This is a genomic window from Vreelandella venusta, assembly GCF_015689495.1.
GTDB classification, from domain to species: Bacteria; Pseudomonadota; Gammaproteobacteria; order Pseudomonadales; family Halomonadaceae; genus Vreelandella; species Vreelandella venusta.
On the sequence record NZ_CP065135.1, the window covers coordinates 115,208 to 127,666 of the forward strand.

General features: G+C 52.7%; 14 protein-coding genes. 13 read left to right on the forward strand and 1 reads right to left on the reverse strand.

Annotation, left to right across the window (positions count from 1 at the left end; genetic code table 11):
- Window positions 1–133: 133 nt before the first annotated feature.
- Window positions 134–460, forward strand: coding sequence for a flagellar hook-basal body complex protein FliE (fliE, locus tag IR195_RS00505; RefSeq protein ID WP_125744815.1), 327 nt, complete (start codon window positions 134–136; stop codon window positions 458–460).
- A 131-nt stretch (window positions 461–591) separates the two neighbouring features.
- Here fliE and IR195_RS00510 read toward each other — a convergent pair whose 3' ends face one another.
- Window positions 592–960, reverse strand: coding sequence for a flagellar protein FlaG (locus tag IR195_RS00510; protein WP_206048499.1), 369 nt, complete (start codon window positions 958–960; stop codon window positions 592–594).
- A gap of 230 nt (window positions 961–1,190) precedes the next feature.
- Between IR195_RS00510 and IR195_RS00515 the strand changes: the two genes are divergently transcribed.
- The 12 genes from IR195_RS00515 (at window position 1,191) to IR195_RS00570 (ending at window position 12,440) form a co-directional block, all read left to right on the forward strand.
- Complete coding sequence (locus IR195_RS00515) at window positions 1,191–2,882, forward strand: HD domain-containing phosphohydrolase (RefSeq protein WP_206048500.1); 1,692 nt, start codon at window positions 1,191–1,193, stop codon at window positions 2,880–2,882.
- A gap of 196 nt (window positions 2,883–3,078) precedes the next feature.
- Window positions 3,079–3,495 (forward strand): flagellar export chaperone FliS, encoded by a 417-nt coding sequence (gene fliS / locus IR195_RS00520; protein WP_125744821.1) that lies wholly within the window; start codon window positions 3,079–3,081, stop codon window positions 3,493–3,495.
- 8 nt (window positions 3,496–3,503) lie between these two features.
- Entirely contained in the window at window positions 3,504–3,905 is a 402-nt protein-coding gene (fliT, locus tag IR195_RS00525) for a flagellar protein FliT (protein WP_146943083.1), read from the forward strand.
- Window positions 3,906–4,894: 989 nt separating this feature from the next.
- Window positions 4,895–5,116, forward strand: coding sequence for a flagellar hook-length control protein FliK (fliK, locus tag IR195_RS20585; RefSeq protein ID WP_423250120.1), 222 nt, complete (start codon window positions 4,895–4,897; stop codon window positions 5,114–5,116).
- A complete protein-coding gene (locus tag IR195_RS00535) occupies window positions 5,100–5,393 on the forward strand; it encodes an EscU/YscU/HrcU family type III secretion system export apparatus switch protein (RefSeq protein WP_125753376.1) in 294 nt (97 codons plus the stop codon). The genes fliK and IR195_RS00535 overlap by 17 nt, the downstream gene beginning before the upstream one ends.
- Window positions 5,394–5,496: 103 nt before the next feature.
- Window positions 5,497–5,829: a flagellar transcriptional regulator FlhD gene (gene flhD, locus IR195_RS00540; RefSeq protein WP_125744828.1), complete on the forward strand. Its 333-nt coding sequence runs from the start codon at window positions 5,497–5,499 to the stop codon at window positions 5,827–5,829.
- Window positions 5,826–6,350, forward strand: a complete 525-nt coding sequence (gene flhC, locus IR195_RS00545; RefSeq protein WP_125744830.1) for a flagellar transcriptional regulator FlhC — start codon at window positions 5,826–5,828, stop codon at window positions 6,348–6,350. Before flhD ends, flhC begins: the two co-directional genes overlap by 4 nt.
- Window positions 6,351–6,576: 226 nt before the next feature.
- The gene (gene motA, locus IR195_RS00550; protein WP_125744832.1) at window positions 6,577–7,446 is read left to right on the forward strand and encodes a flagellar motor stator protein MotA; all 870 of its coding nucleotides are present in this window, start codon (window positions 6,577–6,579) and stop codon (window positions 7,444–7,446) included.
- Window positions 7,443–8,363, forward strand: coding sequence for a flagellar motor protein MotB (motB, locus tag IR195_RS00555; RefSeq protein WP_125744834.1), 921 nt, complete (start codon window positions 7,443–7,445; stop codon window positions 8,361–8,363). The genes motA and motB overlap by 4 nt, the downstream gene beginning before the upstream one ends.
- Window positions 8,364–8,406: 43 nt before the next feature.
- Complete coding sequence (cheA, locus tag IR195_RS00560) at window positions 8,407–10,527, forward strand: chemotaxis protein CheA (protein WP_146943079.1); 2,121 nt, start codon at window positions 8,407–8,409, stop codon at window positions 10,525–10,527.
- Window positions 10,524–11,024, forward strand: a complete 501-nt coding sequence (cheW, locus tag IR195_RS00565) for a chemotaxis protein CheW (protein WP_125744839.1) — start codon at window positions 10,524–10,526, stop codon at window positions 11,022–11,024. The genes cheA and cheW overlap by 4 nt, the downstream gene beginning before the upstream one ends.
- Before the next feature lie 102 nt (window positions 11,025–11,126).
- A complete protein-coding gene (locus tag IR195_RS00570) occupies window positions 11,127–12,440 on the forward strand; it encodes a methyl-accepting chemotaxis protein (RefSeq protein ID WP_206048501.1) in 1,314 nt (437 codons plus the stop codon).
- Window positions 12,441–12,459 lie beyond the last annotated feature (19 nt).

Here is a 12,459-nt window from a genome sequence, read left to right on the forward strand (position 1 = left end):
CATTATCCTGGGGCAGGTCGAGCATAAATGAACGAACAGGTTGGCTTTTAATGCGTATTTGTACGTATGAGTGTTGTGCTACCAGTGATAGGCTTTTGGTATTACTCCACTTTCCTCCGGACGAGTCGTACTTATGAGTTCACCTGCCATACAGTCAACGCTACAGCAAATGCAAGGTTTAGCTACCCAGGCAGCCCAGCCGATCAAGGGTGAGCATATTGCCACGGCGGTGGGTCAGGGCAGTTTTGGTAGTGAGTTGCAGGCGTCTATTCAGCGTATCAATCGCTTACAGCAGGCTGCTAACGCAAAAGCGACGGCTTTTCAGGCAGGTGAACCGAATGTTGAACTGAACGACGTGATGGTCGACATGCAGAAAGCGAGCGTTGCTTTTCAGATGGGCCTTCAAGTGCGTAATCGCCTGGTAACGGCCTATCGCGACGTAATGAATATGCAGGTCTAGTTAGCATTTATTCGTTGGCGTCGAAAAAAATGAGCCACAAGCGCTAGTGAGTATAGTGAAGAATTAACTGGCTGGTAGTGTAAGCAAGAGAGATCACTGGCCATGACGAAGTAACCTCTCCTATCGCTCGATCAGGCTTCTAGAGAAATAATTCGTCCTTGTAACTCTCCCAGTCGCTCTGCGACGAGCAACACCTCTTCGGCGGGTATTTGACGAATAACATCACCGGTTTCGCGGTCGATGACTTTCGTAATGACGCGCCCGGATTGCTCGCTTAGCTCAAACTCCAACCCCCGTGGCCGAAAGGCTTCGTTGATCCGCTGTATCGGTGCCGTAAGCGACTCTTTGCTTACGCTGAGGAGTTCGGGCTGTTCTCCGTCAACGCCTACGACGCCAGGCGTCTGCGGTGACGATGTGTTTGGGGTGGCTGATTGGGAAAGTGTTGGTGGGTAGGGAGTTGTTGCTATCGAGATTAGCTCATCAATTAACAAGGGGCCCATAGACGGAATCCTTTAGAAAAAAGCCACGCGGCGTGGTGGCAATAAGGTGGTAAGGCCATCGAATCGTAGCAATAGGCCTCTTCACTGTTATCGGCAAGGAGGCTAAAAACTTTATTGTTGTATAGCGAAGGGGTGTGGTCGTTAAAACGGCAGCCCAAAAGCTGCTGATAGGCTCTGTTGCCTTTTTGTGGGTGTGACGTAATAACAACGTGGTAGCGAGCGAGACGAGAATGTCAGTCCAACAAGATGAATATGAAAGAGTTACCAGTCCAACCGCAGTAAGCTCCCTGTTAAATACCATGATCGAAGGTGGCGGAGTGTCGCTTTGTTTGGCCTCCGCTGATGCGCGCCCAGAACCTATCGTGTTGATGGAGCAGTACGCCGGCAAGACGTTAGTGATGGACTTATCCTCGGTCGATCATTTGCTAGATTGCTTACAGCAAGGTGAGCTTTTTTTCCTGCGCGGCTACTCCCAGGGCAAAGTGGTGCGCACGCCGTTTCTGTCGTTAACCGAAACCCGCCATGTGGGTGGGCGCTTTTTATGTTGTAGCGACTATCCGGCGACTCTGGAGGTGCTCCAGCGTCGCGAATCGTTTCGCGCTGAGCTGCGTTTAGGCATGGTCGTGCCCGCTTCAATATGTGGCGAAGGCGAGGATAGGATTTACGGAGAGCTGCGCGATCTTTCCCAGGATGGCTGCCAGATAGAGCTGCCGCTGACTGCTAGTGGGGTGTTGGCTGATGCTGACCTGCCGCTAACGCTGGCTTTTACGTTTCCAGATGGCACGTATTTTGAAGTGCAGGGCGTTCCGCGCCATCAAAAAACCGATCCTGAGCGGCACCTATTGCGCGTAGGCTTCCGTTTTATGAACTGCGCCTCGGAGCAAGAGCGGCAAATTTGGTATTTTGTCTGTGAAATCGAGCGCGAAGCCGCCCGTTATAAAAAAGAAGTGCAGGATGATCGTCAGCCATCGCCGCTATTCGAGCAGCCTGGCAAACGTACGGCAGGGGGGGAGCATGTTGGGCGGCGTGATATTCGGCGCTATGCAACACCCATGGCGCGGCGCTTGGTGAAAGTAGCGGCTTATTTGGATGCTCAACTGCTGCTTTTGCAGCAAGGCAGCGACATCGATTCTCGCCAACTATCGCGTAATGCCGACCGCCTTTTGCTGCTTCATGAAGAGGACCGTGAAGCACTGCTATTTGCGACACGCTGCATGTCGCCGGAGCCGCTTCTCGTTCGCCATGGGATTGCAGTCGCCGTGCACTTGCTCGATTTAGTGGGTGCCAATATGCCCCGTGATGTGCGCAAAGCGATTGTAGCGAGTGGTTTAGTGCATGATCTTGGTAAAGCCCTCGTTCCGCAAATACTGTTCAAAGCGCCGCAATTCGAAGCCGTTCATCGCCAAGCTATGAGCGAGCATGTGGCGTTGTTGTTAGATCGTCTTCAGCACTGTCAGTGGCTTTCTACTGCCGTTGCCCAAGCGGTGATTGGCGGTATTAACGAACGGCTGGATGGGAGTGGCTACCCTGATGGCTTAACCGGTAGTGATATTAACGAGCTAGCCAAGGCGAGTGCTGTGGTCGATGTGATAGAGGCGATGCGCCGTGATCGAGCTGACCGGCCCGCTAAAACGGTGCAGCAAATTTATCGTCACTTGTTGAGCCATCCTCATCAATTTGATCCCCGCTGGACCAAGCGTTACATCGAGCATTTCAAGCCCCTGCCGGTGGGGGCGCTGGCGCATTTTTCCAGCGAGCAAATGGCTTGGATTGTTCGCCTTGATGCACAGGGGGCGCCGGCTGAAGTCGTGCTGACTCACCAGGCGACGTCACCCATGCGTGAAACGTTGGGCGATACGCTGCGGGGTGACGTTCTAGAAAGGCTGGGTAAGCCAATGCGTGAAGTAGCGGTGTCTACATAGCCATTTACTGCTTGGCAAAGAGAGCGAAACTTTCTGAGCGAAAAGTAAGTTAAACATTAAAGTCTATTAGTCAGGCGCCGATAAGAGTTATAGCCGAGCCAATAAACTCGATTTTGAACGCGAAACAGTTAACGTGGAACAGCGCGCGTCGCTGCTTGTGTGGCTGTTACTCACATTAATAAAGGAGAGCCCGCTTATGACATACTCTCGCGGTGGCGCCGCTTATGGCCGAGGTGCCAATGCCTACGCCCGCGTTGGCGTGGAAAGCGGCGTTATGTCAGCTGATCCTCATCAGCTTATTGTAATGCTGTTTGATGGTGCTCAGGCGGCCATCCGTGCGGCGCGTATTCATATGCAGGCAGGTCACACGGCCGAAAAAGGAAAGTCGATTTCCAAGGCGCTGGATATTATTAACAACGGCTTGGTTGCTGCGCTGGATCAAGAGAAGGGCGGTGATATTGCTGAGCGCTTGGCTTCTCTCTATGACTACATTTCCCGTTTATTGTTAGCCGCAAACCTTCGAAATGATGAAGACAGCCTCAACCAAGCAGAACGTTTGCTTGAAGACATCGCCTCTGCATGGCGTGAAATCGGTCAACAGCAAAGTGCGTGAGGCAAAGCATGTCGGCTTCTGAAACTGCTCGTGAAAATGCCCAGCAAGCGCTTATTGAAGCGTACGCCAAGCTACTCATCTGTGTGACAAAAATGCACGAGCTCGCGAATGCGGAGCAGTGGGCAGAGCTTATCGAACAACGTACTCACTATGTGATGTCCGTTGAAGCGTTGCGTAAACATGATGAAGAGACCGTGCTTGATGATGATGGCCGGAGGCAAAAAACAGAGTTACTGGAAAGCATTCTTGAGCACGATGTTGAAATTCGTCGCCGTTTGGTGGCTAGGCGAGATGAGCTAGGCAAGCTGATAGGTGTTTCTCAACGTCAACGAAGTTTGCATCGTGCTTATGCGCCTCAGCAAGCGAATGCGACGCTTTTCGATAACGATCAGGAAGAGGAAGCTACGTGAGTGGCATTACGCCACTTATTGATACGCTCATGCACCAAGTGCTTGGGCGTAAGGGCGAGCTGTCCCAGCGTCCTCTTAACGCGCCCGTGCAGCCAGTGCCACCGGGTGAGGGGCCGCGCGCACTGCAAGGCGATGCAAGCCTGGATGGGCGCCCGCTATCGTCACCTCTTGATGACCTTAGGCGTCTGCCATCTACGCTTGATGGGCAACGGCTGCCCGCCGCTAAGGGAGAGACAGCCAATCCACTACTAGGCTCAACGCAAACTCACTTTAGCCCAGCGGCGCGCACCATCGCCGATGTCTTGTTGCGTTTTCCTGCGCCACCAGCAATGGTGCGCCCCCAGGCGCCGCTGATGGGATCGGCGGAAGCGCCCTCTGCGACGGCACTGGCGAGTCGGTTAGAAGGCAGCATTCGGGATAGCGGGCTGTTTTACGAGTCGCATTTGAAGCGATGGTTTCAAGGCGAGTTTTCCCGGCAGCAGTTGCTGCGAGAACCGCAGATGCAGACAGGTTCGCGAGTAATGTTGCCTGCCAGTATGGCCTCGTTTGTAATGCCTCCTTTTGCGCCAAGTGCCGCATTAGGGAAAAGTCATACAAACGTTGCCATATTGCCGAATTCGCTGCTGATACCTGTGGCAAGTGAGCAAGCTAATTTGATCCGCCCTGCCGCGCTTATGCCAGGTAATACCCTGCCAACAGGCGCACAGCCTGAGCGTGTGTCTGCCAATGTCTCTGCAAGCGCTGCCGTCAGCATTGATATGGCGATGGAAGAGAGTTCGCTAGCGCGCGGTGGCCGTGAGATTGTGCATGAAAGTTTGCAGAGCTTAGTGCGTCAGCAGCTCGATATGCTTGTGATGCCGGTTCTTCGCTGGGAAGGGGATGTGTGGGCCGGTATTTTCATGGCATTAGTCATTCATATGCCCACTCGGGAAGGGGAGCGCGAAAGCGCCCAGCAAGAGGCGGAGGAGGATGGTGTCTGGCAGTCAGATATGCAGCTCGACGTGCCTAACCTGGGAGCGTTCAGCGCCTCCATCAGGCTTTACCAGTCAGCGTTAAGCATCGATCTAACCACAGATACGGCGTCGACATACCAGTCTTTAGAGCTGGGCAGTGAGCGATTAGAAAAACGTCTGCAGGCGTTAGATTTTCGCAGTGTTCAGGTGCGAGCACATTATGCCGCCTTGGAGGGCCATGATGACGACCTCGGGTGAACATCGTCGCCAAGCTGTCGCGCTAGCCTATCAAGACAGAGATCAGGCACCGAGAGTGATCGCAAAGGGTTACGGCGAGCTGGCGGAGCGGATTATGGCGGAGGCTCAGCGCCAAGGTATTTATGTGCACGATGCACCTGAGCTTGTAGCACTGCTGATGCAGTTAGATCTCGATGCTGAGGTTCCGGCAAATTTATATCAGGTGATTGCAGAGCTTCTTGTATGGGTTTTTGAGTTATCCGAAGAAGGGTTAATTCCTCGTCAAGAGCGCTGGTAGCCAATACAAACGTTGTATGTAACCATGACAGAGGAATGTTAAAAACCTTTAAGGCGTCAGTATAAAGCCATAACGAAACGCCCATGTCGTTCGATGGAACACTATGAGTCAAACAAGCTTTCTCGATGAAATTCAAGAAATTAATTTAGCGTATTTACTTCTCGCGCAGCGTTTGTTGGTCGAAGACCGAGAGGCAGCGATGTTTCGCCTAAAGGTAGACAGCGAGCTTGCCGATCTGCTGGTGTCTCTGAATGCTCGGCAGTTGACGAAACTGGCGCGCAATAACCAGCTGATCTGCCGGCTAAGCCAAACGAGCGTCCATCAACTGCGCAAAATTACTCATAACCCTCGGGATCAAGGTCTTTCAGGGTTACATGCTTCTTTGTTGTCGGCTTGTGAAGAGTTTGAGGTGTTTCCGGTAGGAGAGTCAGAGTGAGTCAGAAAAGCTTGGTTGATGAAATGCACCAAGTGCAACTGGCCATTGAGCTGATTGAATTGGGTGCACGTTTACAAGTACTAGAGACCGAGACAGACCTAAGTCGCACGCGCTTGATTAAGTTGTACAAAGAAGTGCGCGGGATGTCGCCGCCTAAGGGGATGCTGCCTTTTTCAGCGGACTGGTTCGTGACGTGGCTGCCAAACGTGCATTCGTCGCTGTTTTATAACATTTATAACAGTATTCAAAATAATACCTGTTGCGAGCGTATTGATGCCTTTGTCAAAGCCTACCGCCTGTATGAAGAGCAGATAAACCTCGAAAACGTTGAGCCGGTGCTTGGGCTTACTCGGGCGTGGACACTGGTACGGTTTTTTGAAAGTGACTTGTTGCAACTCAACAGGTGCACGCGCTGTGGGGGGCACTTTGTCGCGCATGCGCATAGCCCCACTCATGATTATGTTTGTGGTATTTGTCAGCCTCCCTCGCGAGCCGGCAAAACGCGCAAGGCGCGGCTATGAAAGATTAAAACTGTCTTACCCACAGCGGGTAAGCATATAACCAAAAAAGTGCGTCTTTAACGCATAGATAGCACCAAAAGGGGTGGGTACTTTTTCATTAGAACTGCCTACGCCTGCGTATGCTATGGCTAAGAAACGCGTGGAGCGGGACTTTTCTGTGTCTTCTTTTTGAAACACGGCAATCGCGCTCCTATGAGATAAAACTGATACCGCAAGGACACTGCTTGTGCTGATTCCTCTGGGTTATTTGGTCGTACTGCTATCTGTCTTTGGCGGTTATGTGATGGCAGGCGGTAGCTTGGGCCCCTTGTTCCAACCCCTGGAGCTGCTGATTATTGGCGGTGCAGGCGTTGGCGCTTTTATTGCTGCCAATAACGGCAAAGCGATTAAAGCCACGTTTAAAATACTTCCCCGGCTCAAGCGCACCAAAAAATATAATAAAGCACTGTATATGGAGTTAATGGCGCTGCAATACAAGATCCTCTCTAAAGTGCGTCGTGAGGGGATGTTGGGCATTGAGCGTGACATTGACAACCCCCAGGACAGCCCGCTGTTTCAAGAGCATCCCACGGTGCTTGCAGACCCTCATATTATGGATTTTTTAACCGATTATCTGCGGTTGATGGTGAGTGGTGGCATGGAACCGATGGAAATCGATGAATTAATGCTTCACGAAATCGAAGTATTTGAGCAGGAAGCCCATATTCCCGTTGATGCGATTGCCAAAGTAGGTGATGCAATGCCTGCGTTCGGGATCGTCGCCGCGGTAATGGGGGTTATTAAAGCATTGACCTACGCAGATGCCAGCCCTGAACAAATGGGACAAATGATTGCCATGGCGCTGGTAGGTACCTTCCTGGGGATTTTAATGGGCTATGGGTTTATCAGCCCAATTGCGAGCTATGCCGAGCGGCAAGCCAAAGAAGCAGAAAAAATGCTCCAGTGTATCCGTGTCACGCTACTGGCTAGCCTGCATGGTTATGCTCCCCAGTTAGCTGTCGAATTTGGTCGGAAGGCATTACACAGCACCGAACGTCCCAGCTTCGCAGAGCTTGAAGAGTACGTTCGCGACGCTAAAAAGGGCGGTAATGCATGAGTAAGGGGGGCGATAAGCGTCCGATTGTTATTCGGCGCAAAAAAGTGGTGCATGCCCACCATGGCGGTGCGTGGAAGATCGCCCTTGCTGACTTTATGACAGCTCTGATGGCGCTGTTTTTGGTCATGTGGATTTTAAGTGTTTCCGACGAAGAAACCCGTCGCAGTGTTGCAGAGTACTTCAGTACGCCATTGATCTCGGCAATGACCAGTGGCGATCGGTCAGGAAGCACCCAGGTGATTCCAGGCGGCGGCCCAGACCCGACCCACACCGATGGCGAACGAGCTCGGATTGATATCCTGCAGCATAGCCGTCCCAGTGTTCAGGAGCGGCGTTTCTTTAACGATTTGCAAGAGCGCATTGAGCGGGCCATTGAGCAAGACCCGGAGCTGCGCCACCTACGTAGCCAAATGCGCTTTGATTTAACCCGTGAAGGGCTACGGATTCAGCTGCTCGATACGGAGCAGCGGCCTATGTTCGAGTTAGGCAGTGACCAAGTGGCTCCCTACATGCGCAACCTGCTCCGTACGATGGCACCGCTACTTAACGAATTACCCAATGACTTAAGCATCAGCGGCCACACCGACAGCGTGCCTTATGCAGGTGGCTATCGAGGCTACAGCAACTGGGAGCTGTCCAACGACCGAGCGAATGCCTCTCGGCGTGAATTGGTTGCGGGTGGACTTGATCCCGATCAACTGCTGCGCGTATCGGGCTTTGCCGATCGTGTCAGGCTGCCTGACACTGCGCCGACAGACCCGGTTAATCGTCGCATTGAGCTTGTTGTCTTATTGCCAGAAATCGCTGAAGCGATTCGTAATCCAGGCGTTATGAGTTTTGATTCCTCATTGCCTGAGGAAGATGCGCTTTTAGAAGCGCTGCCACAAAGCGCGTCTCAGAGCGATGAAAGCGAATGAGCAGGGCTTATCACAACACTAAGACGTTTATGTGGAGCGGTGCATGGATATAGCGGATTTTTTTGACACCTTTTTTGAAGAAGCTGAAGAGCTGCTGGCCGATATGGAGCAGCACCTGCTGGAGCTGGATGTCGATGATCCGGATAGCGAGCAGCTAAACGCTATCTTCCGCGCTGCCCACTCAATAAAAGGCGGCGCGGGTACCTTCGGCTTCAGTGTGTTGCAGAAAACGACGCACATCTTTGAGAACTTGTTAGATCACGCACGCAAAGGTGAGCTGACATTGCGAGCCGACCTCGTTGATACTTTTTTAGAGGCAAAAGACATCATGCATGAGCAACTCGATGCCTATCGCAACGAGGAAGAGCCCAACCAAGAAGCCTACGAGCGGATCTGCCAGACACTGCAGCAGATCGCGCTAGAAGAAATTGGCCAGACGTTGGATGCACCAGCGCCCCCCGCGCCAGCGGTTGAAAAAAAACCATCAGCCAGCGCCGTGGCTGCCGAATCCCCCGCGCCAAGCGAGCGCCATCTGTTGGTTGCGCTACTGAATGTTAACGAAAAAGATCGCACGCTGCTGGTAGAAGAGCTTGAGCAACTGGGTGATGTCCAGTCCCACTCGGGTGATGAAAAACGTTATGAAGTCACGCTGACGGGTGACGTCAGTGCGGACGATATTGAAGCGGTGATGTGCTTCATTATCGAGCCTGAGCAGATCGAAATTAGCCAGACAGCGGTTGAAAAAGGCCAAGGTGCCAGCGCTGCGTTAGACGCGCCAGCAGCCGTGTCGACTGATGTTGTTGAGTCTACTGCTAGTGTTGAGCCTCCTAATAGTGTTGAGCCAGCGGCGCCAGCGGTGGCTAAACCTGCTGACAAAACACCCTCGCCAGAAAAGCCAGCCAAATCCGCCCCCAAAAAAGCGGCCGCCGAGTCTGCCTCGATCCGTGTGTCGGTAGATAAAGTCGACCAGATCATCAATTTGGTGGGCGAGCTGATTATTACCCAGTCGATGCTGGACCAAACGGTCAGCGACCTTGGTGATCAATCTGTTGGCAATAGCTCGCTGCAAAATGGCATGAGCCTGCTCCAGCGTAACGCACGCGATCTTCAAGAAGCGGTAATGTCGATCCGCATGATTCCGATGGAATTTGTGTTTAGCCGATTCCCCCGTGTTGTACGTGATACCGCCGGTAAATTGGGCAAAGAAATTGAGCTGATTACCGAAGGCAAGTCCACCGAGCTGGATAAAAGTCTGGTTGAGCGCATTACCGATCCGCTAACGCACTTGGTACGTAATAGTTTGGATCACGGCATCGAAATGCCGGATGAGCGGGAAGCGGTAGGTAAGCCCCGTGTTGGCAAGCTCGTGTTATCAGCACGCCATCAGGGCGGCAATATTCTGATTGAAGTGCGTGACGATGGCGCGGGCATGGATCGTGATCGGTTGTTGGCCAAGGCGCGTGAGAACGGCTTGAGCGTTTCCGACAACATGCCTGACGAAGAAGTCTTCCAGCTGATTTTTGCACCGGGTTTCTCCACCGCAAAAGAAGTCACCGACGTTTCTGGCCGTGGTGTCGGCATGGATGTGGTCAAGCGGAATATTCAAGGCATGGGCGGCCGGGTTGAAATCCAGTCCAAGAAAGGTGAAGGCACCAATACGCGCATCGTGTTGCCGCTGACACTGGCCATTCTTGACGGTATGTCGATCAAGGTAGGTGGTGAAACCTTTATTTTGCCACTCTCCACAGTACTTGAATCGTTGCAGCCTGCCAAAGGCGATATGTATGCCATGGCGGGTGATGATGTGGTGCTTAAAGTGCGCGATGAGTACCTGCCGGTCATTGCGATCCATGAAGTGCTCGATGTGGAAAATGCCATTACCGACCCAACCAAGAGTATTGCCGTGATCGTGCAGGGGGAGGGGCGCCGTTATGCCATGTTGGTCGATGAACTGATTGGCCAGCAACAGGTGGTTGTCAAGAACTTAGAAGATAACTACCGCAAAGTGCCGGGGGTTTCGGCGGCGACCATCCTGGGTGACGGTAGCGTCGCGCTAATTCTCGATATTACAGGTTTACATCGGTTAAGCCGTGCCAAGAAAGAAGCCGGAAAACAGGTGAGTTATCCCCATCTCTCTTATTACCAGGAGGCCGAGCCGTCATGAGCCAGGCAAACAATGGTGCGGTGCTGTCCGCCGCAGAAGCCGATAATCGCGAATTTTTGGTGTTCTCTTTGGGAGAAGAAGAGTATGCCATTGATATTCTTAAGGTTCAGGAAATACGCGGCTATGAAAACGTCACGCGTATTGCCAATGCCCCTGATTTTATTAAAGGGGTGACCAATTTGCGTGGCGTCATTGTGCCCATTGTCGATCTACGCATTAAATTTCACCTAGACAGCGTGGAGTACGGTGGTCAAACCGTTGTGATCGTGGTCAATGTCGCCGATCGCGTGGTTGGTATTGTGGTGGACGGCGTTTCCGATGTCATGACGCTAACACCCGAGCAAATCAAGCCAGCGCCTGAGTTTGGCGTCACGCTCTCCTCTGATTTCTTGAGCGGCTTAGGCAGTCTTGAAGACCGCATGTTGGTGTTGGTTGATATCGATAAGCTGCTGACCAGCGAAGAAATGGCCTTGGTCGATAGCACCAGCAACCGCTAACACCTGTGTGACTGGGCACAGGGAGAGTGCCTTCTTAAGCCAAAAAAACAGCCCTCTCTGGTGCTACGGATAGCATCGGCTACTACGGTTGTGTTTGGAGTAATGCGTGTGACACCGCTACTGCGTCAAATGATGAGCAATATGACCGTGCGTCTCAGTTGGGGGCTGGTATTAGCCACTTTCTCAACCTTGGTGGTGGTGGCCTGTGGTATAGGCCTTTATGCACTCCACCACGGTGCCGCTATTGTGCAGGCATCGAGTGATTTGCAGGCGCAGCAAGCGGCGTTTAGTGAGTTTGCGACGCGCATTCGCTGGGTGCTGATTGGCGTGGTCATTATGACCGGCGTAACGGTCGCGGTGGTGGTATGGGGGGTGACCGTTAATGTGTTGCGCCCCTTGGATCGTCTGGTCGGTTACTTTGAGAAAATGGCCCAGGGCGATCTAAGTCAGCAAATAACCTCACCGGGCAATAATGAAATTGGCAGGCTGTATAGTGCAATGGCGCATATGCAGTCTTCACTGTCTGAAACGGTTGGCGTAGTACGCCAAAGCGGTGCGTCGATTTTTGAGCGCTCTCAACATATCGCCAGTGGCAATAACGACCTCTCCTCACGCACTGAACAGCAGGCCTCTTCGCTAGAAGAGACGGCCTCAAGCATGGAGCAATTGGCCTCTACCGTTGGACACAATGCAGACAATGCACAACAAGCCAGTCAGCTCGCCAATGAAGTAACGCTAACCGCCAGACGCAGTGGCGAAGAAGTTGCCAATATTGTTGAAACCATGCAGGACATTAGCGCCAGCTCCCACCAGGTTGCCGACATTATTACGGTGATCGATAAGATTGCCTTTCAAACCAATATTCTCGCCTTAAATGCCTCGGTAGAAGCCGCCCGTGCGGGTGAGCATGGCAAAGGGTTTGCGGTTGTCGCGCAGGAAGTTCGCAGTCTCGCTAGCCGCAGTGCGAATGCAGCTAAAGAAATTCGCACGCTGATCGATACATCGCTTGGCAAAGTGGATGCGGGTACCCAACGGGTGAACCACGCGGGAAAAACCATGCAGGACCTTGTCGCCGCGGTGCAGCGGGTCAACGACATTATGGATGAGATTGCGGCTGCCTCCGAAGAGCAAAGCAACGGGATCGGGCAAGTGAATCAAGCGGTTGCCCAAATGGATCAGGTTGTTCAACAAAATGCCCAGTTGGTTCAGCAGGCGGCACGCAGCGCCAACGAATTAGAGAGCGAAGCGGCACGTCTTAGGGAAGCGGTTGAGCGCTTCCAGGTGGCGCCTGCCCTGGCAGAGAAAAAGTTTGCCATGCGGCCTCAAACGCTTCAGCCAGTACCTATCGCCCACAGCACAGCGACCAAAAAAACACCTGCGCGCAACACGGCAGTCGATGAGTGGGAAGCGTTTTAGGTCTTGCGGTTTAGGCTCA

Bases quoted from the DNA above. Each gene is read 5' to 3' on its own strand.
- fliT (WP_146943083.1), top strand. From the start codon at position 3,504: ATGTCGGCTTCTGAAACTGCTCGTGAAAATGCCCAGCAAGCGCTTATT.
- motB (WP_125744834.1), top strand. From the start codon at position 7,443: ATGAGTAAGGGGGGCGATAAGCGTCCGATTGTTATTCGGCGCAAAAAA.
- fliK (WP_423250120.1), top strand. From the start codon at position 4,895: ATGCAGCTCGACGTGCCTAACCTGGGAGCGTTCAGCGCCTCCATCAGG.
- cheA (WP_146943079.1), top strand. From the start codon at position 8,407: ATGGATATAGCGGATTTTTTTGACACCTTTTTTGAAGAAGCTGAAGAG.
- fliE (WP_125744815.1), top strand. From the start codon at position 134: ATGAGTTCACCTGCCATACAGTCAACGCTACAGCAAATGCAAGGTTTA.
- cheW (WP_125744839.1), top strand. From the start codon at position 10,524: ATGAGCCAGGCAAACAATGGTGCGGTGCTGTCCGCCGCAGAAGCCGAT.
- IR195_RS00510 (WP_206048499.1), bottom strand. From the start codon at position 960: ATGGGCCCCTTGTTAATTGATGAGCTAATCTCGATAGCAACAACTCCC.
- IR195_RS00515 (WP_206048500.1), top strand. From the start codon at position 1,191: ATGTCAGTCCAACAAGATGAATATGAAAGAGTTACCAGTCCAACCGCA.
- flhD (WP_125744828.1), top strand. From the start codon at position 5,497: ATGAGTCAAACAAGCTTTCTCGATGAAATTCAAGAAATTAATTTAGCG.
- IR195_RS00535 (WP_125753376.1), top strand. From the start codon at position 5,100: ATGACGACCTCGGGTGAACATCGTCGCCAAGCTGTCGCGCTAGCCTAT.
- fliS (WP_125744821.1), top strand. From the start codon at position 3,079: ATGACATACTCTCGCGGTGGCGCCGCTTATGGCCGAGGTGCCAATGCC.
- IR195_RS00570 (WP_206048501.1), top strand. From the start codon at position 11,127: ATGCGTGTGACACCGCTACTGCGTCAAATGATGAGCAATATGACCGTG.